General features: G+C 74.3%; 20 protein-coding genes and 1 pseudogene. All 21 read right to left on the bottom strand.

Features of this window, described 5'->3' with window-relative positions; genetic code table 11:
• Positions 1-5: 5 nt before the first annotated feature.
• The 21 genes and pseudogenes from G495_RS0111225 to G495_RS0111125 all read right to left on the bottom strand — a co-directional run bounded on the left by G495_RS0111225 (position 6) and on the right by G495_RS0111125 (position 21401).
• On the bottom strand, positions 6-455 hold the full coding sequence (locus G495_RS0111225) for a cupin domain-containing protein (RefSeq protein WP_035251858.1): 450 nt from the start codon (positions 453-455) through the stop codon (positions 6-8).
• Complete coding sequence (locus tag G495_RS0111220) at positions 452-1477, bottom strand: glycosyltransferase family 2 protein (RefSeq protein WP_028587892.1); 1026 nt, start codon at positions 1475-1477, stop codon at positions 452-454. Before G495_RS0111220 ends, G495_RS0111225 begins: the two co-directional genes overlap by 4 nt.
• Positions 1474-2382 (bottom strand): sulfotransferase family protein, encoded by a 909-nt coding sequence (locus tag G495_RS0111215; protein ID WP_028587891.1) that lies wholly within the window; start codon positions 2380-2382, stop codon positions 1474-1476. Before G495_RS0111215 ends, G495_RS0111220 begins: the two co-directional genes overlap by 4 nt.
• Positions 2379-4436 carry a hypothetical protein gene (locus G495_RS0111210; RefSeq protein WP_028587890.1) on the bottom strand — a complete coding sequence of 686 codons (2058 nt, stop codon included), beginning with the start codon at positions 4434-4436 and terminating at the stop codon, positions 2379-2381. Before G495_RS0111210 ends, G495_RS0111215 begins: the two co-directional genes overlap by 4 nt.
• Positions 4433-5269: a TIM barrel protein gene (locus G495_RS0111205; RefSeq protein ID WP_028587889.1), complete on the bottom strand. Its 837-nt coding sequence runs from the start codon at positions 5267-5269 to the stop codon at positions 4433-4435. Before G495_RS0111205 ends, G495_RS0111210 begins: the two co-directional genes overlap by 4 nt.
• A complete protein-coding gene (locus G495_RS0111200; protein ID WP_028587888.1) occupies positions 5259-6758 on the bottom strand; it encodes a biotin/lipoyl-containing protein in 1500 nt (499 codons plus the stop codon). The genes G495_RS0111205 and G495_RS0111200 overlap by 11 nt, the downstream gene beginning before the upstream one ends.
• A 44-nt stretch (positions 6759-6802) precedes the next feature.
• Complete coding sequence (locus G495_RS18765) at positions 6803-7810, bottom strand: alpha-ketoacid dehydrogenase subunit beta (protein WP_035251853.1); 1008 nt, start codon at positions 7808-7810, stop codon at positions 6803-6805.
• Positions 7807-8736: a thiamine pyrophosphate-dependent dehydrogenase E1 component subunit alpha gene (locus G495_RS18760; protein ID WP_051445296.1), complete on the bottom strand. Its 930-nt coding sequence runs from the start codon at positions 8734-8736 to the stop codon at positions 7807-7809. Before G495_RS18760 ends, G495_RS18765 begins: the two co-directional genes overlap by 4 nt.
• Positions 8733-9830: a hypothetical protein gene (locus G495_RS0111185; protein ID WP_028587887.1), complete on the bottom strand. Its 1098-nt coding sequence runs from the start codon at positions 9828-9830 to the stop codon at positions 8733-8735. The genes G495_RS18760 and G495_RS0111185 overlap by 4 nt, the downstream gene beginning before the upstream one ends.
• Positions 9831-9838: 8 nt before the next feature.
• Complete coding sequence (locus G495_RS18755; RefSeq protein WP_035251851.1) at positions 9839-10912, bottom strand: N-acetylneuraminate synthase family protein; 1074 nt, start codon at positions 10910-10912, stop codon at positions 9839-9841.
• Positions 10913-10917: 5 nt separating this feature from the next.
• Positions 10918-11625, bottom strand: coding sequence for a cytidylyltransferase domain-containing protein (locus tag G495_RS18750; RefSeq protein ID WP_051445295.1), 708 nt, complete (start codon positions 11623-11625; stop codon positions 10918-10920).
• The gene (locus G495_RS0111170) at positions 11622-12341 is read right to left on the bottom strand and encodes an acylneuraminate cytidylyltransferase family protein (RefSeq protein ID WP_028587886.1); all 720 of its coding nucleotides are present in this window, start codon (positions 12339-12341) and stop codon (positions 11622-11624) included. The genes G495_RS18750 and G495_RS0111170 overlap by 4 nt, the downstream gene beginning before the upstream one ends.
• Positions 12338-13267: a phosphotransferase gene (locus G495_RS0111165; protein ID WP_028587885.1), complete on the bottom strand. Its 930-nt coding sequence runs from the start codon at positions 13265-13267 to the stop codon at positions 12338-12340. Before G495_RS0111165 ends, G495_RS0111170 begins: the two co-directional genes overlap by 4 nt.
• Positions 13267-14307, bottom strand: coding sequence for an N-acetylneuraminate synthase family protein (locus G495_RS0111160; protein ID WP_028587884.1), 1041 nt, complete (start codon positions 14305-14307; stop codon positions 13267-13269). Before G495_RS0111160 ends, G495_RS0111165 begins: the two co-directional genes overlap by 1 nt.
• Positions 14285-15364 (bottom strand): radical SAM/SPASM domain-containing protein, encoded by a 1080-nt coding sequence (locus tag G495_RS0111155; RefSeq protein ID WP_028587883.1) that lies wholly within the window; start codon positions 15362-15364, stop codon positions 14285-14287. The genes G495_RS0111160 and G495_RS0111155 overlap by 23 nt, the downstream gene beginning before the upstream one ends.
• Positions 15361-16665: a radical SAM protein gene (locus G495_RS0111150; RefSeq protein ID WP_084458161.1), complete on the bottom strand. Its 1305-nt coding sequence runs from the start codon at positions 16663-16665 to the stop codon at positions 15361-15363. The genes G495_RS0111155 and G495_RS0111150 overlap by 4 nt, the downstream gene beginning before the upstream one ends.
• 41 nt (positions 16666-16706) lie before the next feature.
• Positions 16707-17696 (bottom strand): radical SAM/SPASM domain-containing protein, encoded by a 990-nt coding sequence (locus tag G495_RS0111145; RefSeq protein WP_028587881.1) that lies wholly within the window; start codon positions 17694-17696, stop codon positions 16707-16709.
• 3 nt (positions 17697-17699) lie between these two features.
• Positions 17700-18338 carry a PIG-L deacetylase family protein gene (locus G495_RS0111140; RefSeq protein ID WP_028587880.1) on the bottom strand — a complete coding sequence of 213 codons (639 nt, stop codon included), beginning with the start codon at positions 18336-18338 and terminating at the stop codon, positions 17700-17702.
• Entirely contained in the window at positions 18335-19216 is an 882-nt protein-coding gene (locus G495_RS0111135; protein WP_028587879.1) for an NAD-dependent epimerase/dehydratase family protein, read from the bottom strand. The genes G495_RS0111140 and G495_RS0111135 overlap by 4 nt, the downstream gene beginning before the upstream one ends.
• A gap of 572 nt (positions 19217-19788) precedes the next feature.
• Positions 19789-20406 (bottom strand): annotated as a pseudogene (locus G495_RS23000) (ABC transporter ATP-binding protein); the annotation flags it as partial.
• Between the two features lie 140 nt (positions 20407-20546).
• Positions 20547-21401: an ABC transporter permease gene (locus tag G495_RS0111125; RefSeq protein ID WP_028587878.1), complete on the bottom strand. Its 855-nt coding sequence runs from the start codon at positions 21399-21401 to the stop codon at positions 20547-20549.
• Positions 21402-21425: the final 24 nt, after the last annotated feature.

The raw sequence follows: 21425 nt of genomic DNA, 5'->3' as shown, positions 1-21425 counted from the left end.
GGGGCTCATCGCCCGCCGCCCTTGATGCAGGCCTGGCAGGCGTCGATGCCCGCAAAGCGCGTCTTGTCCTCCTGGCCGGTGTAGGGCCCCTGCTTGACCTCGATGATCTCGGCGTCTTCGAGCATCTCGAAGCCGTGGCCGCCCGTGGCCAGCAGGATCACGTCGCCAGCCCCAAGGACGCGACTTTCCAGATAGTCCCTGTTTTGCGCGTAAAAGTCCACCCGCAGCCTGCCGCTGCGCACCAGGAGCACCTCGCGGGTGTGCAGCACCTCGCGCGGCACGGGGTTGTGCTCGTGGGCCTCGATGACGTGGCCCGCCGGGCGGCGCATGTAGGCCAGCTGCTGCGAAAAATGGTCCGGGGTGAAGAATTCGATGCCGTCCTTGCGGAACTCCGCGCGGATGATGATGCCCAGGATCTCGCCCCCGTGCTCGATGCGTTCCACCTGCGCGCTCATGGCCGCGCCTCCCCGCCCGGGCCTGCCGGGTCGTCGTCCATCCAGTTGTCGCGCCGCACCAGGGCGCGCAGGCGCGCGTCCCAGGTCAGGCGCAGCACGTAGCCCAGCCGCGCCAGGGTGGCGGCGGCGGCCATCTGCGTGTCCAGCTCGCCGGGGCCGGTGCGCCCGCGCAGCAGCCACGCCCGGGCCCAGGTGCGCCAGTGGCGCAGGGCCAGGCCCCCGGCGTGGCGCAGCAGCCGCGCCCGGCCCGGCAGGGCCCGGTGGAAGTCGGTGTACACGTCCGCCGCGCCCTGGTTGGCCATGCGCCTGCAAAAATAGACCGGGGTCATACGCTCCGGCGGAATGTGGTGATGCACCACGGCCCCGGCCAGGGCAGCCAGCCCGTGCCCGGCCCCGGCCAGCTTGCGCATGAGCCCCGTCTCGCCGTCGCCCAGCCACACGGCGCCGAAGCACTCCGGGTGGAAGCCGCCCAGGGCCACGGCCAGCTCGCGGCGCACGGCCATGTTCACCCCGTAGACGGGCGCCTCCGGGCCCCGGATGTCGGCGCCCAAGGGCTGCACCAGGCTCAGGACCGGGAACTCGCGCTGCCCGGCCAGGCGCCGCGTGAGCCAGTCCGGCGGCGGGGCCTCGAACACGGGCAACACCGGCCCCCCGGCGGCGCCCAACCCCGGGTCCGCCGCGAAGGCCCGCTGGTGGACGGCCAGCCAGCCGGGCTCGAAGGTCGCGTCGTCGTCGGTGAAGGCCAGCACGTCCGCCCCGGCCACGCGCAAGGCCAGGTTGCGCGCGCTGTGCAGCCCCGGCACGGGCTGGGCCACATAGCGCACGGGCATGGGCGCCGTGGCCGCGAACTCCCGCACCAGGGCCGCCACCTCGGCCTGGGCGGCGTTGTCCACCACCAGCACGGAAAAGTCCTCCAGGGTCTGGTGGCGCAGGCTTTCCAGGGCCCGCAGCAGGCTGGCGGGCCGCCGGAAGGTGGGGATCACCGCCGCCATGCGCGGGGCCGGGGTGCCCTGGGCGCTCATCGCCGCCCCCCGCCCGGGCGCGGGGCCAGGGCCTGCCAGGGCCAGGGCCAGGGGTAGCCCGCCCGGGCCATGTCGCGCCGCGCCGCGCGCCACACGCGCAGCATGTCCAGCCGCCCCAGCTCTTGGCGCCAGCCCCCGGCCCGGGCCCGGCGCACGAAGCCCTCGGGCTCGCCGGGGGCCGCGCCCGCGCGCGCCCACTGCCCGCCCACGGGCAGGGCGGCCCCGCCGCCCGCCTCCGCCCGGCAGGCCGCCACGGCCCGGGCCAGCCCGGCGGCGTCCAGGGGCAGGCCCAGGAAATCCACGGCCAGGGCGCGCAACCCGGCCTCGGGCGCCGCCAGCAGGGCCTCGTAGCGCACCTCAACGAAGCGCGGCCCGAACAGCTCGCGGCCCTGGGCGGCGGCGCGCACGTGGCGCGTCCACATGGCCGCAGCCCCCCGGGCCGTGGGCGGGGCCCAGCCCGCGCCCCAGCCGCGCGAGGCTGCCAGCAGCGAGGCCACGGCGTCGCGGCAGTCGCGCAGCACATGGACCACCCGGCAGCGCGGCAAAAGTTCGGCGATCTCGGGCAGGTACAGGGCGTGGGAGGGCGTCTTCTCCACGAACAGCTCGCCTGGGCCCAGCCCGGCGCGCATGGGCGCCAGCAGGCGCAGCAGGAACTGGCGCAGGATGTCCTGGAACTGCTCCTCGGTGTGGTGGCAGCCCATGCCCACGGGCCGCCCGGGGCTGGCCAGGTCGCGCCGCCAGTGGCGCAGGGCCGGGCCCACGTATTCGTCGAAGAGGTCCGACTCCTGCCCGGTGCGCACCCCGGGGCAGGCCGCCAGCAGCCGCTGGACCCAGGTGGTGCCGCTGCGCGGGCAGCCGACCACGAACACCAGATCCTGGCCCGCGTAGTCGCCGGTCATGGTCATGGCTCCTCCCCGGCGGCGCACGCCGCGCGGCCCGACAGCGTGGCCGACGCGAAGCGGCACGAGGCCTCCAGGCGCGCGGCCCAGTCCGCGAAGCCCGGGGTGCGCGCGCCGGGGTCCGCCGCCAGGTCCAGCACGGCCCGGGCCTGGCGCTGCGCCGCGCCGCCGTCCAGCCCATGGAGCATGGCGTCGTAGTACGGCCGGGCCAGGGCGCGCACGGCGTCGGCGGCCATGGGCTCGGCCACGGCGGCGCGCACGGCGGCCACCAGGGCCGCGTCGGTGTCGGCCACGGCCAAGGCCGCGAAGCCCGCGTAGGACGGCAGCCGGTCGCCGTAGACGCAGTTGAAGACCACGCGCACCCCGCAGGCCAGGGCCTCGGTGATGGCCGAGCAGTTCTGGGCCACCACCACGTCCGCCGCACGGACCACGTCGGTCAACAGCGGGTCCGGGGAAATCTGGAAATGCAGGTCGGCCCGGCCCAGGCCGCGCAGGTGTTCGCGCAGGGCGGTGTAGTCCGCGCCGTGGTGCACGCGGTAGACCAGTTGCAGCCCGGGCACGGCGTCCATCAGGGCCAGGGCCTGGCGCAGCACGGCCCGCGAGCAGTGGCGCCAGATGGTCGTCTTGGTGGTCCAGCCGCTCATGTCGCAAAAGACGCACACCGGGCGCTCCGGGTCCAGCCCGTGGCGCAGGCGCGCCGTGCGCGGGTCGCCGTCCGGGGCCAGGGCCTCCAGGCGCAGCTCGCCCACGGCGCGCACCACCCCCGGCCCCAGGCCGTGGACGCGCTCCATGGTCGCCTGGAAGCGCGCCCCGGGCACGGTGCAGCGCGCCGTGGCGAAGGTGTTGCGCACGGCGCCCATCTCGGCGGGATTGCCGTGGGCGATGTTCAGGGTCGCCACGCCGCGCAGGCGCGCCGGAAGCACGTCGGCCAGCCCCAGGGGCTGGAGGGCGAACTGCGAGACCAGCACATCGGGCGCGAAGGCGTCGAGGATGGCCTCGGCCCGGGCCAGGTCGCGCACGGTCTCGGGCAGGGTGGTGGTCAGTTCGCGGCCCAGGGCCAGTTCCAGGGGCCCGTCCAGCCCGCAGCCCTGGCCCTCGAAATAGGCGCGCGCCGCCGTGCTGCCGCGCAGGGCGTCCATGGCCTCGGCGCCCAAGGCCGCGACGCGGGCCATGCGCTCGGCCTCGCCGGGCACGCTCCAGGACGGCTTGTGGAAGCAGGCCACCCCCGCCGCGCGCAGGGCCGCGCGCTGCCCCGGGACGAAATTGCCGCCCAGCAGCCCCACGGCCAGCCGCGCCCCGGCCCCGCGCAGGTGCTCCAGCACGGGCAGGAGCTGGTGCAGGTAGTAGCCGCCCCAGGTCAGCATCAGGATGCCCGGGCCCGGGCCGGACTCCAGGAAGGCCCGGTCGCAGGGGGCGCCGCAGGCCCCGGGCCGGGAGCCCAGACGCAGGCGGCGGCGCAGACCCGAGGCCACGCGGCGCAGGGCCCGCAGGGCCGCCCGGGGCGCCGGGGCGCGCCCGCCCGCCTCCGGGCCCGGCCCGGGCTCCACCAGCTCCACGTCCAGCCCGCGCAGGCGGCACAGGGCCCGGGCGGCCTCGGGCTCCAGCCCGCCGTCGCCCGTGAGCGCCTGGAGCCAGTAGGCCCCGAAGGGATTCCCGCGCGCGGCCAGCACCACGCGGTCCGGCGCCTCGGCGTCCAGCACGGCGGCCATGAAGGCCCGGGCCTCCAAGACTTCCTTGAGGGAAAGCAGCAGCCAGCTCTGGTGCATGGCCAGCAGCGGATAGCCGCGCCAGGAGGCCACCCGGGCCACCGCAGGCAGGGCCGCCACCCCCGGGGCCTGGAACCACTCCCAGGCCAGGCGCCGGGCGCGGTCGAACAGGGCGTGCTTGTCCAGCCCCCAGGCCAGGGCCTCGTGGGCCCGGTGGGGCACACCCCGGGCCTCCAGGGCCAGGCGCGCCTCCAGGGTCGGGGCGAAGACCGTGGCCCGGCCCGCGCCCGCCTCCAGGCGCGCGGCGACCCACGCGGCGTCGCGTCCGGTCATGGCCAGCAGCAGTTCCTTCATGGCTCCAGGGCATCCTCGACGCGGTTTGCGGCAATGAACGCGGCCTCGGCGCGGACCATCCGCGCCCCGGCAGGCCCGGGCGGCACCACGCCCTCGATGGTCACCAGCGCAGGCCGCGCCTGGCGCAGGAAGCGCGCGGCGCGCTCCCCGGCCTGGGGCGCCAGATGGACCATGCTGTGCCGCGTGGAGAACCCCGGGCCCATCAGGGCCTGCGGGTAGAGGTTCCCCGGCCAGGAAAAATGCACCTGCCCCACCGCTGCCCCCAGGGCTCGCAGGAACTGTTCCGGCCCGGCCCCGCCCCGGGCCTCGGCTTCCAGGGCGTGGGCGTAGTCGAGCACCACGCCCCAGCGCGGGTGCTCGCGGGCCGCCGTCTGGCAGTCCTCGAGGCTCGCGCCCCGGGCGGCGTCGCCGTCCAGGTTCTCGAACAGCAACGGCAGGCCCCGGGGCGCGGCAGCGCGCGCGGCGGCAAAAAGCTCCGCCATGTCCAGGTGCAGGCTGGCGTGGACCACGAGCCCGGCCTCGAACAGCTCCCCGGCCAGGGCGATGCACGGCCCGAGGTCGGCCCACCCGGGCCGGGCCCCGCGCCGCGCGGCGAAATGCAGCGTATTGGCGGGAAACGCCCCCAGGGCCGCGCGCACGTCCGCGCGCTCCAGGGCCGCGCGGTGGCGCTGCATCTGATCGGTGAAAAAACCGATCTCGAAGCCGTCCACCACCCCCGCGTAGGTCCGCGCCGCGTGCAGCACCAGCGCCGCGCGGTCCTCCAGGGCCGGGTCCACCAGGCCTTGCAGGGCCAGGGATATGGCCGCCCGCCCGCTCACGGCGCTACAGCCCATGACGGAAGCCGCCGTCCCAGGCAAAGGGCGCAAAGCGCAGGCCCCGGCGGCGCAAGAAGTTGCGCAGCTCGTGGACCAGCCTGTCCTGCGGGCCGGAGAACTCCCGGGCCGCGAGGTCGAATACGGCGCACTCCGCGCCCGCCTCCGGCAGCGGGCCGAAGGCCAGCACCACGCTGCCCGGGGCCGGGGCCGCCTGCGCCCCGTGGGGCTCCTGGGCTTCGTGGGGCAGAAAAATGACGGTCCGCCGCGTGCCGTCCGCAAGCCCGACCTCCAATGCGTCGCCCTGGGCGCGCACGGTGCAGCCCTTGAAGGCCAGATGCCCGGCAAACTCGCGCAGCACGGCCCGCATGGCCTCGTCCTTGTCGACGGCGGGCAGCTCGCGGCGCAGGCCCCGGCGCGTGACCGTGGCCGGGACTCCTGCGGCCATGCATTCCGGCGGCACGGGCCCGGTGACGGTGGAGTTGGACATGACCACGGCCCCGGCGCCCACCACCACACCCGGCAGCACCTGGCAGCCCGCGCCGACCCAGGCGTTGGCGCACAGCCGCACCCCGGCGAAGGCCACGCTGTAGCCGTCCAGCACGCTCTGCCAGAAGCGGTGGGTGAACACGTAGACCCCCGGGCTCAGGGCCGATTCGTCCTCGAGCACCACCTCGCGGCAGGTGTTGACGAAGCAGCGCGGCGAGACAAGGCTCGCCCGGCCCACCAGCAGGCGCGATTCGGCACTGCGCCCGCCGCCCAGGTCCACTTCCACGCCCTCGCCGACATAGGCCCCGTCGGCAGCCACAAATTCTCCCGTGACCACGCTGGTGCGCGCCCCGACCTTGGCCTGGGGCCCCAGGTACACGGCGTCGGCCTCGATATGCGTGCCCGCGCCGACCACGGCGCCCTCGGCCAGCACCACCCGGCGGGCGACGATGCGCGCGCCCGGCGCGATGGTCGCCCCCGGCGCCACGGCCCAACCCGGCCCGCGCCCCGTGCTCCCGGGGCCCAGCTCCAGCGGGGGCGCGCCCGCAGGCAGGGGCTCCAGGGCGGCCAGGGCCGCGCGCGCCAGGCGCACGAAGTCCAGCCCGGCGCTGGGCACGGGGTCCGGTGTCCAGTTCGGGGGGGCCGGGGCGGCCTCCCGCGCGCCGTGCCCGCGTGCGCCACGCGCCAGCAGGCGTTCCTTGGCCGTGGAACGCGGGGCGGGCGGTTCTTCAGGCCCGGGTGCCCCGGCGGCGGCGCTCTCCCACTGCCCCAGGGGCTCGGCGGCGGAGTCGGAAAGCACCAGGGCCACGGCGCCCACGCGGGCCGTCTGCCCGGCGGCCACCAGCACCAGGCGCACATGCCCGGGGGCCTCGGCCTCCACGGACACGGCGGCCTTGGCCGTTTCCAGCACGAACAGTTCCTGCCCGGCGGCCACGAAATCCCCGGCCACGGGCAGAACGTCCGCCACCAGAATCTCGTCCTCGTTGGCGTTGAGCCTGGGTATGGTCACGACGTGCAGCATGATGCTCCGCTTGCGCTCCTTTCCCGCCGGGCCTCCCGGAAGGACTACAGGAAATCCTCGTCCACGGTGCGCACGGCGGCGGCCACGATGTCGCCCGCCTGGGGCAACACCCGGGCCTCGCAGTCGCGCCGCGCGGGGATGGCCTCCAGGGCCGCGCCCACGCGCTGGGCCGGGGCCGCCAACTCCAGGGGCGCCAGCAGGGCCAGCACCTCGGCGCCCCAGCCCCAGGCGCCCACGCCCTCCTCGGCTACCACCACGCGCCGCGTGCGCGCTGCGCTGGTCAGAATGGGCCCGGGGTCCAGCGGGCAGATGCGCTGCGGCACCACGAGTTCGCAGACCAGCCCTTCCTCGCGCAGCAGCGTCCCGGCGGCCTCCAGGGCCAGGGGCGTCATGCCCCCGTAGGCCACCAGGGTCACATCGGGGCGGCCCGGATGGGCCAGCACCGCCGTGCCCGGGGCGGCCCCGGCCAGGGTCAGTTCCATCCCGTGGCGCTCCCGCAGGGCTTCTGCGTCCAGAACATCCTCAAGATACAGCAGTTTGTTCTCCACGAAAAGCACGGGGCAGGCCGTGCCGAGCACGGTGGCGCGCAACAGGGCCCCGGGGTCGCAGACGTGGGTCGCGGCCACCACCTCCAGCCCCGGAACGCCGAAGAAGAGCTTCTCCAGCGTCTGGCTGTGGGTCGGGCCATAGCCCCGCCGCCCGCCCATGGGCGTGCGCACCACCAGCGGCACGGACGCGGCCTCGCCGTACATGGTCCGGAACTTGGCGGCCTGGTTGACCAGCTGGTCGGCCGCCAGGGTCACGAAATCGCCGAACATGATCTCCACCACGGGCCGCAAGCCCGCCAGGGCCAGCCCCGTGCCCAGGCCGACAATGCCCGCCTCGCTGATGGGCGTGCCCAGCACGCGCCCCGGGAAGGCCGAGGACAGGCCCGCCGTGATCTTGAACGCGCCGCCGTAGGGGTCGCGCACGTCCTCGCCCAGCACCAGCACGCCCGGGTCGTCGCGCAGCAGCCCGAGCAGGGCGCGATTCAACGCCTCGTGGACCCTCATGACGCACCTCCCTCCAGCCCGGACGCCACCGCCGCCAGGGCCGCATCGATGCGCGCCCGGGCCCAGGCCTCGGCGGCCTCCCGCTCGGCCTGGGCCAGCCGCGCGCCGTGCACGGCCAGCGGGTCCAGGGCGCACAGGGCGGCCACGGCCTCGGGGGGCCGGGTGTCGTCGCCCTTGCTGTGGGCGCACAGGCGCTGCGTGTGCACCACGGCGAACAGCGGCCGCCCCGAGTCGCGCACGGCGCCCACGGCCTCGCGCCCGAACTCGCGCAGGGCCAGAACGTCCGTGGAGTCGATCTCGGCGGTCCGGATGCCGAAGGCCGCGCCGCGCGCCACCATGGACCCGGCCACGGCATCGGCGGTCGGAGTGGTCTGGGCGTAGCCGTTGTCCTCCACCAGGAACAGCACGGGCAGGCTCCACAGGGCGGCCATGTTCAGAGCCTCGTAGAGCACGCCCTGGCCCAGGGTCCCGTCGCCCAGGCACAGGGCCGTGACCCCGCCCTCGCGGCCCGCGAGCCGCGCGCCCAGGGCCAGCCCACAGGCCACCGGCGCCCCGCCGCCCTGGATGCCGTTGGACAAAAAGCCCCCGTCGCGCAGGTGCTGGCTGCCGCCGCGCCCGGCGCAGACCCCGCCGTCCAGGCCCAGCACCTCGCCCAGCAGCCCGGCCAGGGAGCCGCCGAAGGCCAGGTAGTGCCCGTGGCAGCGGTGGTTGCTGACCACATGGTCCCGCCCGGGGTCCAGCAGGCCGATGATGCCCACGGCGTTGGCCTCCTGGCCGATGCAGGCGTGGGTGGTGCCGCTGACCAGCCCCCGGTTGAACAGCGCCAGCAGGCGCTCCTCGGTGCGCCGGACGAGCAGCATGGCGCTGTAGAGCCGCGCGTTGGCGGACAGGCCCGGGGCCAGCCCGGCGAAAAGGTGGTCGCTCACGGCGCGCCCTCCCCGGCCATGGCCAGCACAGCCCGGGCCACGCGCCCGCCCCCGGCGCCGTCCACGGCCTCGCGCCCGGCGCGGCTCATGGCCGCAAGCCGCGCGCGGTCGGGCAGCACGGCGGCGCACACGGCGGCCACGGCCCCGGGCAGGGCGTCGCGGTCGCGCCCCAGGTCCAGGCACGAGCCGCAGGCGGCGAAGAAACGGGCCGTCACCTGCTGGCGCTCGCGCGTGGACACGGCGGCGCAGGGCACGCCCAGGGCCGCCAGGTCGAACAGCGTGTTGCCCGAGGTGGAAAAGACGAAGTCGGCCCCGCCCAGGATTTCCGCCAAATCCGGCGCGCCCCGGTGAACGCGGGCCACACGGGCGGCGTATTCGCGCTCGCGCTGCGCGGCGTCGGGCGTGGCTGCGCCGAGCACGACCTCGACCTCGGCCCGCAGGCCCGAGGCCGCGATGCCGTCCAGGATCGGCCCGGTGAAACCCCGGTGGTCGTTGCCGCCGCAAAAGACCGCCACGCGCGGCACCTCGCGCGTGAAGGCCTTGCCCTGCGCGGCCAGAGCCGCGAAGCTCGGGGCCAGGATGTAGCCCTCGGGCCCCAGCAGCACGCGCGCGGCGCTGGCCTGGTACCACTGGCGGCGCTGGGCCGGGCAGGTGTTCACCAGCACTGCGGCCTGGAAATCCATGGGCCCGCAGCGGTCGGAGAACACGCACAGCGGCAGCCCGGCCCCGCGCGCCGCGCCCAGCTCGGCGTCCAGGTCCGCCGGGACGTACTGCGGGTTGTCCAGCAGGTCGTCGTCGCCCGGGTCGGGTTCGAGCAGATCGACCACCGCCCCCGCGTAGCGCCCCGAGGCGTAGGCCGCGCGCAGCAACTGCGGGTCGGCCCGCCAGGGGTCGCCCGGGCCGGACACGGGCACGGCCCGCAGCCCCCGGGCGGCCAGGAAGTCCGTCACCGGCGGCACCAGGGTCGCGCCCAGGGCCAGCACCTCGGCCCCGGGCCCGGCGGCCCGCAGGTGCTCGGCCAGGAACATGGCGCGGAACACATGGCCCATGCCGATGTGCCGGTTGCCGTCAACGCGCAGGGCAAAGGTCGGCACGGCCCCGCCTACCGTCCGCCCCGGGCCAGCACGGTGTCCAGGGTGAAGGGCGCGTCCATGGGCATGTCCGCAGCCAGGGCCCGGCCCAGGATCTGGGGCAGCAGCTCGGGCTCCAGGCCGTGCTCGCTGCACTTGCAGGCCACGTCGGCGCGCTCCAGCACCGTGCCCGCCGCCAGGGGCCGCGCGGCCACCAGCCGACGGCGGTGCAGGCGGCGCATCTCGTGCTCGGCGGCCACCGGGCGCTTGACCGGCGAGCCCAGGGCGGCCTCCACGCAGCGGATCTCGCGGGCCATGGCCGCGAAGTCGTCGGGGATGAGCGACAGGCGCTGATCCGGCCCGGGCAGGGCGCGGTCCAGGGTGAAATGGCGTTCGATGACGCAGGCGCCCAGGGCGGCGGCGGCGATGCTCACGCCGATGCCCGGGGTGTGATCCGAATAGCCCACGGGCACGTCGAAGCAGCGGGCCATGGTCTGCATGGCCGCGAGGTTCACGTCCTCGTAGCGCGGGGGGTAGTTGGAGGTGCAGTGCAAGAGGATCACCTCGCGCACGCCGTGGCGCTCCAGCACGCCCAGGGCCTTTTCCACCTCGCCCAGGTAGCACATGCCCGTGGAGAGGATCACCGGGCGGCCCGTGGCGGCCACGGCCTCGATGAGGTCCAGGTAGGGCACGTCCAGGGAGGCGATCTTGAACACCGGGACGCCCAGGCCGTCCAGCAGGGCGACCATGGAATGGTCCTCGGGGGTGGAGAAGAAGTCCAGGCCCCGGGCCTGGGCGTGGTCGCGCAGCAGGGCGTGGTTTTCCGGGCGCAGCTCCACTTCCTGGGTGGACTCGTAGGCCGACTTGGCCCCGCCGGAGGTCTCACGGATGTGCGTCGCGCTGGGCAGCTCGCGGATGAGCAGCTCGCGGGCGGTGAAGGACTGGAACTTCACGGCGTCGGCCCCGGCCTGGGCGGCGGCGTCGATCATCCGCCGGGCCAGGTCCATGTCCGCGTTGTGGTTGCGCCCGATCTCGGCGATGAGGTAGGCGGGGCAGCCCGCGCCCACCTGCCGGGACCCGATGGAAAACGTCTTGCGAAAAGCCATGATGGTCACTCCTTTGCCCGCAGGCGGTCGTAGGCGTCGATGAGTTCGGCCAGCCCGGCGCCCAGGCGGGCCTCCGGGTTCGGGCCCAGGCGCGCGGCCAGGGCCCGGGCCAGGGTCAGGTCCTGGGCGGTGTCCACGGTGACGCGCGCGTCCGGGCGCTCGCAGCCCGGCGGCGCGTCCACGCAGCCGATGCGCAGGCCCAGGTGGTTGTCCAGGAACCAGGTGTTGATATGCTCGCGGTGGCGCGGGTCCTGCGTGCGCTGGTGCAGCCCGGCCAGCAGCGGCCCGGGGAAGGCGTCGGCCCCGGCGCCGTAGGGCACGCGCGCGGCGTAGCAGTAGTCCAGCCCGGCGGCCAGGAAATGGCGCACCACGCGCTGCACCGTGGCCGGGTCCGTGAAGGGGTTGTCCGCCGTGATGCGCACCACGCAGCGCGCGGGATGCGCCTCCAGCACGGCGGCAAAGCGCGCCAGCACGTTGGCGGCCTCGCCGCGCACCACGGGCAGGCCCAGGGCCCGGCCCAGGGCGGCCACGGGCTCGTCCTCGGGCCCGGTGGTGGTGGCCAGGACCACGCGGTCCAGGGCCCGGCAGGCCAGGGCCCGGCGCAGCACCCATTCCAGCACCGGGCGGCCATCCAGGTCGGCCAGGGCCTTGCCCGGCAGCCGCGTGGAGGCCATGCGGCACTGCACCACGCCCAGGGCGGCGAGTTCGCTCATGCCCCCTCCCCGGCCCGGGCCAGGGCCGCCGGGGCCAGGGCCCGGGCGAAGTCCATGTCCTCGGGGGTGTTGATATCCCAGGCGGCGAAATGGTCCATGACCACGCCCCGGCTGGTGGGGCCGTAGAAGTGGCCCTGGCGCAGGAAGGCCTCGGGCCGCCCGGCGAAAATGCCCCCCGCCGGGTGGAACAGGGCGGGCACGTCCTGGGTGCGGGTCACGCGGGTCAGGGCGCCCTCGTGGACCGGATGGACCCCCGGGCCGCCGCCCTCGCCCAGGGCCAGGGCGAAGAACGGCGGCGAGGCAAAGGGCGCCACGCCCACGGCGAACTCGACCCCGGGCTCGTCCAGGGCGGCCAGCACCCGGCGGATGTCCCCCGCGCCCCGGAAGGGGCTGGTGGGTTGCAGCAGGCAGAAGGCTCCGGCGGGCCCGAAGCGTTCGGCCAGCCGCGGCAGGGCCCAGGCCAGCACGTCCAGGGCCGTGGCCGTCGCGGTGCACAGCGCCGCGGGCCGGGCCTCGGCCAGCACCCCGGGCAGCCCGGCGCACTGTTCCAGGATCAGCGGATCGTCGGTGCTGACCAGCAGCGGGTCGAACAGCCCCGTGGCCAGGGCCGCGTCCACGGTCCAGCGGTACAGGGGCCTGCCGTGCAGGTCCTGGCAATTCTTGCCCGCCAGCCGCGAGGAGCCCTTGCGGGCCACCACGATGCCCAGACGCCTCACGGCTCCACCCCCAGGGCCCGCACCCCGCCGGGATGCTCGCATTCCAGCGCCAGGGCCCGGCGGGCAAAGCCCACGTATTTCTCGAAATCCTTTTCATAGTAGCCATTCCCGGCCTCGCGCTCGCGCAGCACGAAGGCCAGCTTGGCCAGCACGTCCCAGGCCAGGGCCGCCAGCCCCGCCGCAGCCTCGGCAGCGGGCAGGGGCGCCAGGGCCGCATAGGCGGCCATGAAGCGGGCCATGCCCGCCGCATCGCCGCCCGAAAGGCGCAGGGCCGCGAACAGCGCGTCGGCCACCCGGGGCCCGCTGGCGAAAGAATCGTAGTCCAGCACCAGCGCCCCCTGCGGCCCGAGCAGGAAATTGCCCTGGTGCAGGTCGCGGTGCACGAGTTGCGCGGGCAGGGCCTGGGCGGCGGCGGCCAGGGGCGCCACGGCCCGGGCCAGATCGGCCAGCCCGGCGCGGGCCAGCAGCCCGGCGGCCTGCGCGGGCGCCACGGCCCGGGGGCAGGCCGCGCGGCCCGGCATCCGGGCCAGGGCCAGGTGCAGCCGGGCCACGGCCCGGGCCGCGCGGCCCAGGCCCTGCCCGGCCCGGGGCACCTCGCCCGGGGCCAGCTCCATGAGCCCGTACCAGCCGTCAGCCCCGGCCAGGACCAGGGCCCCGCCGCGCGTGCGCAGCATGGGTGGGGCCACCCCGGCGGCCAGGGCCGCGCCGAGCACGCCTTCGAGCAGCGGAGCCCGCTCCGGGGTCAGCATGCGGTGGCGCTTGGCCAGCAGGGTGCGGCCCGCGTGCTCCGCCGCCAGCAGGTCCGGCCCCAGGGGCCGCCAGGCCGTAGGGTCCGGCCCGGCGAGCCCGAAGGCCCCGGCCAGGGCCGAGAGGCCCCCGGGGCTGGCGAAACTTGCGGCGGCGGCGCGGGCCGGGGCGATGTGCATCACAAATCCTCGAAGCGGATGAAGGCCCCCGCGCGCACGGCGCGGCCCAGGGGGCGGCCTTCCAGTTCGTCCCAAAGCTCCACGCCGATGCCCAGGCGCGGCTTGCCGAAGGTCACGTTGTCCCAGGTGATGGGCTCGCCGGGGGCCAGGTCGCGCCGGGCCACCAGGGCCACGCGGTGCGGCGAGGTGGGCCGCAGCCCAGGGCCCATGGGCCGCGCGGGCTGGCCCAGGGCCTCCCAGGCCCGGCCCAGGGCGGCCACGAAGCCCGGCAGGTCGGCGCGGCTCACGGCCCAGATATGCTCGCATTCCTCGATGAAGCGGTCCTCGGACACGGGCTTCTCCACGGCGTGGGCCCCGGCGACCACGGCGGCGAAGGCCATGTCGTAGCCGTCGCAGTGGTCCGACAGGCCCACGGGGCAGCCGAAAAGCTCCTGGTAGCGGGCGATGGCGCGCAGGTTGTGCCCGGCGGGCGGGGCCGGGTGTCCGTCGGGGTTGTGGTTGACCACAAGCTGGCGGCAGCCCGCGTCGCGCGCGGCCTTCACGGCCATTTCCACCTCGTGCTGCCAGGCGCCGCCCGTATCCAGGAACAGCACCAGCCCCGAGGCCGCCGCATAGCGGATGAGCGGATAATGCACGATGTCCGGCGAGGCGATCTTCACCGCGCTGGCGCCGATGGCCACCAGGAAGTCCACGCGCTCGCGGGTGTGGGCCGTGGCCATGAAGGGCAGGCCCAGCTCGTCGGCCAGCAGCTTGACCTGGTGGTGCTGCTCCAGGGTGAACTGGTAGCGGCGCATGTGCTCCAGCAGGGGCACCGCGTGGCGGCCCGAGCGGGTGGAAAAGGTCTTGGTGGCCGAGGGATCGCGCACCTCGGACTCGTGGAACAGCTCGGTCTTGATGCACCCGGCCCCGGCCTCGGCGGCGGCGCGGGCGTTGTCCAGCGCCACGTCCAGCCGCCCCCGGTGGCAGATGCCCAGCTCGGCCACGAACAGCGGCGGCTGCCCGGGCCCGATCTCGCGCTCACCCAGCCTGACGGTCTGCATCGGCCCCTCCCCGGGCCGCGCGGCCCGCTGCGTCGTCCTGTTCCAGAAAGCGGATCACCGACACCGTGCGCCCGCCCACCGTGAGGGTATCGCCCGTGAACTGCCCGCCGTCGGGGCACAGGCGGCAGGCCTCGTAGTCCAGCCGCCGCCGGGCGCGCATGGCCGCGCGGAACTCGCGAAACCGCGCGCCGTTCCAGATGTCCGCAATGCTCTGCTCCCCCGCGTTGCCCATGCGGTTGTGCAGGAAATAGTCGCCGTGGCAGGGCACCACGTCGCCGTTCCAGGTCACGAACACGCGCTGGAAGGGCGAGGCGCAGACGTAGTCCGGGTCGTGGCGGATCAGCTCCGGGGCCTCGCGGTGCTGCTCGGCGATGACCGCGATGCGGTCCACCCACGGCTCCCAGAAGCCGAAATATTCCGGGTTGCGCGCGATGCAGCCCGAGATGGTCTGCACGCGCACCAGCGGCTTCACGCGGCCCTCGCGGCGCTTCAAGTCATGCAGGCCCTTCACCACGCCCTCGATCCAGGCAAAGGAGATGGGCCTGCGGATGCGCTCGTAGTCCGCGCCCAGGCCGTCGATGGAAAAGGAGATCCAGTCCAGCCCGGCGTCCACCAGGGCCCGGGTCAGCTCGGGGGTCATCAGCCCGCCGTTGGTCAAAAAGGCCACATCGGGGATGCCCGTGGCCTTGGCGTAGCGCACCATGTCGGGCAGGCGCGGGTTCAGAGTCGGCTCGCCGCGCCAGGAGAGCTTGAGGGAGAACACCCCGTGGGCCGCGCACTCGTCCACCACCTTGCGGAACAGGTCGAAGTCCATGTTCCCGCCCGCGGCGAACATGTCGGACTGGGCCCGGGTGCACATGGGGCACTGGAGCTGGCAGGACAGGGAGGCCTCCAGGTCCACGGTGAGCGGAAAGCGCGGCACCACGCCCAGCCGGGGGAACCAGTACCACTTGAAGCGGTCCCACAGCAGGCGCGCGGTGTGGCCCCGGCGCAGGAAATAGCGCAGGTTGTCCAGGGGCTTGGAAACTACGAAATAGTTGAAGTTGATGCGCATCATGGCCGCGCGGTCTCCTTGCCAGGTGCGCCCGGTGCGCCGGGCGCGCCCGCCGCGCCCAGGGCGGCGCCGAAGTCCTCGTACCAGCGGGCGGCCCCGGGGCGGCCCGCCTCGCGGCAGGCGCCCGCCACGGCCTCCAGGCACGGGCCCAGGCGTTCCAGCAGCGGGCCGTACTCCTCGGGGTGGCTGCGGGCCATGGCCGTCATCATGGCCACGTCGCCGCTGCCGCCATAGGCGTTGTAGAGCTGCTTGCGCTCGATGCCCAGGATGAACGACCGGAACACGGACTTGGCCACATGCAGCAGCGGCTCCAGGCGCCGCACGGGGTCGGCCTCGGCCCGGGCCTGGGCCAGGCGGCGGTCCAGGTCGGCCAGGTCCGGGCTGACCATGGCGATGAGGTCCAGGGTGCGCATCCCGGGGTGCAGGCGGGGGATGTCCGCCAGGGGGAAGGTGGACAGGTCCGCGCTGAAGGTGGACTTGAAGAGCACCTCGTCCACGCCCAGGTCCAGGGCCATGCGCTGGATGGCTTCCAGCTCGCGCAGGCTGTCGTTGTGGTTGAACAGGATGTACTGCCAGATGATGCGCGGGGTGGCCGAGCCCGTGGCCGCCCGGCGGGCGGCGATGGCCCGGGTCAGCTTGAGGATGGTCTCCAGCCGCCCGCCCCGGCGGTAGCGCACGTAGGTCTGCTGGTCCACGCCGTCGATGGCGATCTTGATCTTGTCCAGCCCGCTGTCCACGATGGCGTCGTCGTAGCTGGCGTTGCCGTTGGTGTTGACCAGAAAATCCGTGCCCAGCCGGTTCTTGGCCAGGGCGACCATGTCCCACAGCCGGGGGTGCAGGGTCGGCTCGCCGCGCCCGCTGAAATACATCCAGCGCACGCCCAGGCCCGCGCGCGCGATGGAGCCCACCACCGCCTCGTAGACCTTGTGGGGCAAAAAATGCGGCGGGGTGCGAAAGCTGGCGCGCTCGGCCCGGGGGATGCAGAAGCGGCAGTCCAGGTTGCAGTTGGAGGTGGCCTCCAGGTGCATCCACTCGATCTCGCTGCCCAGGGCCTCCAGGCGCGGCGGCTCCAGGGGCTCGAAATAGATGCACTTCAGGCACACGCCGGGGTGTGGCGGCAGGCCCGAGGCCATGGCCTCGCGCACGCGGGTGTGGGCCGCGTTGCGGTAGAAGTCGGACACGAAGTCGAAGGGCCGCCCGTCCACGGGCATGCGGCCCAGCACGACCTCCTCGCCGGGGCCGCAGTAGCAGGCCAGCTCGCCGTTGGCGCGCATGTACACCCCGCGGATCATCCTGCAATACATCGCTCGCGCTCCTTGGCGCCCGGGCCCGGGGCCCAGGCGCGCTACAGCCCCTGCACCCCGGGCAGGCGCAGCTGGTTCATGTCGTAGCAGGTCCGGCACAGGGGCAGGCGGTCGTGGCCCATGTCCGCGAGGATGTCGCGGTAGGCCTCCATGCGCCGCCCGGTCCAGATGGCCGCCAGGTCCTCGCGCAGCAGGTCGCCGACGATCATGAACTCGTCGTAGTCGCGGCAGCAGGCGCTGACCTTGCCGTCCCAGTTCACGGACAGCACGTCGAAGACCTGGAAGCACACGGGGTGGACCTTGACCACGCTCTCGGCGGCCTTGAGGCGACGCAGGGTCTCGCGGCCCTGCTCGTCCAGGGCGACCTTGTCGGGGTCGATATGCTCCAGCACCGTGCGGCCCACCTGGTGCGAATCGCTCACGGGGCGCACGCGCTCGCGGAAGGCCGCGATGGCCGGGGCGCCCTCGGCGGTCACGGTGGTGGAGACGTGGATGTACGGCCCCGGGGCGTCGCCGCGCAGGGCGTGCAGCCGGGCCACGCGCGCCAGCAGGTCCTCGAAGAAATTGCGCCCGCGCATCTCGCGGTAGCCGGCCTCGTCCACGCCCTGGAAGGAGAATTTGATGCTGTCCAGGCCCATGTCCACCAGGGCCTGCATGGCCGCCTCGTCCAGGCGGCTGCCGTTGGTGGTCAGGTGCACCAGCAGCCCGGCCTGCTTGGCCCGGCGCAGGTATTCCACCCAGCGCGGGTGCAGGGTGGGCTCGCCCCAGCGGATGAAGCGCAGGGGCATGGCGTGGCGCCCGGCCTGCTCCAGCAGCCGGACGAAGACCTCCTCGGGCATGGCGCCGGTCTTGCGGCGCTGCTGGCCGGTGCCCGTGGGGCAGAAGAAGCAGGAGAAGTTGCAGCAATTGGTCAGCTCCACGTCCATGTAGCGCGGCACGGGCGGCAGGTCGCGGCGCTTGGCGCGCGCGTCCTGGCGGTTGCACAGGTCGTAGGCGTCCTGGAAGGGGTTGCGGCGTTGCGGTGTCGGCATGGCTCAGGCGCCCCAGGGCAGCAGGCAGCGCACGGGCTCGAAGCATTCGGCGTAGGCCACGCCCACCCGGCGCCCGTCGTTGGCGTTCTGGTTGGCGAAATACTCGATCCAGCGCGCGCCCGTGCGGCCCATCTCGGACTCGTGGGCCAGGATGGCCCGGCGCTTGGTCTCGAACACGTCGGAGATGTCGCGGTAGACCGTGCCGTGGAAGGGTTGGCCCGCGTCGTACCAGTTGCTGCGGTACGCCAGAAACCGGGGCACATGCCGCCCGGCCATGAGCGTGGCGCGCGCGGTGCGGCGGTGGTCGCGGTGCAGGTCGTGCTCCCAGTGGGCGTAGAGGGTGTCGATGCCCAGGGCCTCCACCTGGCGCAGGATGGCCGCGCACAGCGCGTCGTCCTCGCGCACGGCCAGGGCGGGCAGCCCCAGGCAGACCAGCTCCGCGCCGATGACTGCGGCGGCGGCCCGGCCCTCGGCCAGGGCCGTGGCGGCGTCGCGCACGGGGCGCCCGTCCGGGTCGCAGAAGGCCGAGTCGGTGACCACGAGCATGATCACGCGGTCCCCGGCCAGCACATGCCGGGCCAGGGTGCCCCCGCAGCCCAGCTCCAGATCGTCGAAATGCGCGCCCACGGCGAGCACGTTCATGGCTGTCTCCCCGGGGCGGCGCCCGCTGCGGGCCGCCCCTGCAAAAGGCCCGCGTCTTCCAGCACCCGGGCCAGCCCCGGGCGCAGGCCGGTCTGCGCCCGCCAGCCGAAAAGCGCCTCGGCGGTGCGCACGTCGGCGATGCTCGCGGGGATGACCTCGGGCCGCCCCTGGTCATGCACGGGCAGGTCCAGGCCCAGCAGGTCGAGCATGGTCTCCACCACCTCGCCCACGCTGTGGCCCTGGCCGGTGCCCGCGTTGACCACGGCCACGCCCGGGCCCGGGCGCAGCGCGGCGCCCACGGCCAGCTCGGCCAGGTCGTCCACGAAGATGAAATCGCGCACCGCCGCGCGGCTGTAGACCGACACGGCCCCCGAGCGGATCTTCTCCACCATGTCGGCCACCAGGAAGCCCTGCTGCTGGCCCGGACCGTAGGGGTTGAATATCCTGAGCACCGTGGCCGAGGCCAGCCCGAAATGGCGGTTCCAGGCCGCGATGGCCTGCTCGCACACGGACTTGGACAGGGCGTAGGGGTTGCCCGCGGTGATGGGCTCGGTCTCCGGGGTGGGGATGACCCGGGCCCGGCCATAGTTGCACGACCCGGCGAAGACGAAATGCGCCCCATGGCGCCGGGCGTGGTCCAGGGCGTGCAGGGTGCCGGTGACGTTGATGTCCATCAGCCGCCGCTGGGCCTCGTAGCTGCCGTCGGTGCGCGTCAGCCCGGCCAGGTGGATCAGGGCGTCGCAGGCCGGGGCGGCCAGGAAGTCGGCACGGTTGCGCACGTCGCCCTCGAAGGCCACATGGTCCAGGCCCCTGTCGCGCAGGGTGCGCATCACGGCCCGGCCGATGAAGCCCGTGGCGCCGGTAACGAGTATGGTCATGCCCGTTCTCCCGCTGCCCCGTGGCCGCCCGGGGCCAGGGGTGTGGTGCTCCAGGGCAGCAGCGGCCGCAGGGGCGCGCCCCGGCGGCTCTGGTCCGTGGAGCCGGTGATGGAATGCCCGGCGAAATGCACGTCGAAGGACAGCACCCGGCGGTACACGTCGTGCTGCACGGTGAAGCGTTGCAGATTCACGGTAAGATGGAAGCGCCGCTCGGCGAACAGGTGCGGGGGCAGCGTCATCACGCACTCGTAGTCCCCGGGGTCCAGCGTCTGCGCGGCGCCGGGGTCGTCCAGGCGCTCGGCGCGCAACAGCGTCTCGCCGCCCTCGTCGGCCAGCAGCACCACCACGTTGGCCCCCGGGGTGCGGGCCAGCACCCGGAAGCGCACGCGCACCAGCACCGGCTCGGTGGAGGAAAAGGCCCGGCGCGGTGCGCCGTCGGCGCCCAGCACGGCGATCTCCAGGCACTCCAGGGTGATTTCCCGGTCCACCCCGCGCACGAGGTGCCGAGCCAGCTGCGCGCCGCAAAGCAGCGCGGCCTCGCTGGGGTCGTGCCCCAGGTAGGCGCCCACGCCCTCGTCCACGGGCCCGTCGAAGGCCACCCGCCCCGCGCGCAGCACCACCACCCGCTCGCACAGCCTGCGCACCGCCGCCATGTTGTGGCTGACGAACAGGATGGTCCGCCCGCTGCGGGCCACGCCGTCCATGCGGTCCAGGCATTTGCGCTGGAAATCCGCGTCGCCCACGGCCAGCACCTCGTCCACCAGCAGGATCTCCGGCTCCAGGTGCGCGGCCACGGCAAAGGCCAGGCGCACGTACATGCCCGAGGAATAGCGCTTGACCGGCGTATCCACGAAGCGCGCCAGCTCCGCGAAGTCCACGATGGCGTCAAACCGCGCGGCCACCTCGCGGCGGGTCATGCCCAGGATGGCGCCGTTCAGGAAGATGTTCTCGCGGCCCGTGAGCTCGGGGTGGAAGCCCGTGCCGACTTCGAGCAGGCTGGCCACGCGCCCGCGCAAAAGGGCCTGGCCTGCGGTGGGCGTGGTGATACGCGTCAAAATCTTGAGCAGCGTGGACTTGCCCGAGCCGTTGTGGCCGATGACGCCCACGATCTGCCCGGCGGGCACCTGGAAACCCACGTCGCGCAGGGCCCAGAAATGGTCCTCGGCGGTGCGCGTGCCGTCGGGCAGCACGGTTTCGGGCCGCGCGCCCGGGGCCAGCCGGGGCCAGCGCCGCCCCAGGGCGCGCCACAGCCGCGCCGGGCCGATGCCGCCCAGCTCGTAGCGCTTGGAGAGCCCGCGCGCGTCGATGGCCAGAGGTGGCTGCGCCATGGCTACACCGTGTCCATGAAGTTCTTCTCCACCCGCGAGAACGCCGCCAGCCCCAGCAGCAGCACGCCCAGGCTCACCGCCGCCGCCACGCCCAGGGGCAGCCCCGGGGCCAGCCCCTGGCCCAGCAGCCCGAAGCGCAGGGCTTCCAGGATGGCGGCCATGGGATTGGCCAGGGCCAGGGCCTGCCAGCCCTCGGGCACCAGGGACAGGGGGTAGATCACCGGGCTGGCGAACAGCAACAGCTGGACCCCGAAGGCGACCACGAAGCCCAGGTCGCGGTAGCGCACGGTCAGCGCCGCCACCAGCAGCCCCAGGCCCAGGCCCAGGGCGGCCATGAGCAGCACCAGCGCCGGAGTCAGCAGGGCCCAGGGCCCGGGCGCTGCCGGGGCGCCGGCCCACAAGAAATAGCCGAGAACGCACAGGAAAATGGCGAACTGCACCACGAAGGTCACCGCCCCGGTGAGCACCACGGCCAGGGGCACCGCCAGGCGCGGGAAATAGACCTTGCCCAGCAGGGCGGCGTTGGCCCGCAGGCAGGAGGAGACCGTGGTCAGGCAGTCGGCGAAAAACCGCCAGGCCACCACCCCGCACAGGTAGAACAGCGCCTGGGGCAGCCCGTCGGTGGGCAGCCGGGCCACCCGCCCGAAGACCACGGTGAAGACCAGGGTCGTCAGCAGCGGCTGGAGCACGAACCACAAGGGGCCCAGGGCGGTCTGCTTGTACTGCGCCAGGACGTTGCGGCGCACGAAAAGCGCCACGAGATCCCGCGCGGCCCACAGCTCGCGCAGGTCGAGGTCCAGCCAGCCCGACCGGGGCCCGATGACGCGAACCGGGTATTCGTGCTTGGGTGCGTCCATCCTCGCTGCGTCCTTCCTGGATGC

It is taken from the genome of Desulfocurvus vexinensis DSM 17965 (assembly GCF_000519125.1).
Lineage (GTDB): Bacteria > Desulfobacterota > Desulfovibrionia > Desulfovibrionales > Desulfovibrionaceae > Desulfocurvus > Desulfocurvus vexinensis.
This window is presented reverse-complemented; position numbering and strand designations above follow the sequence as displayed.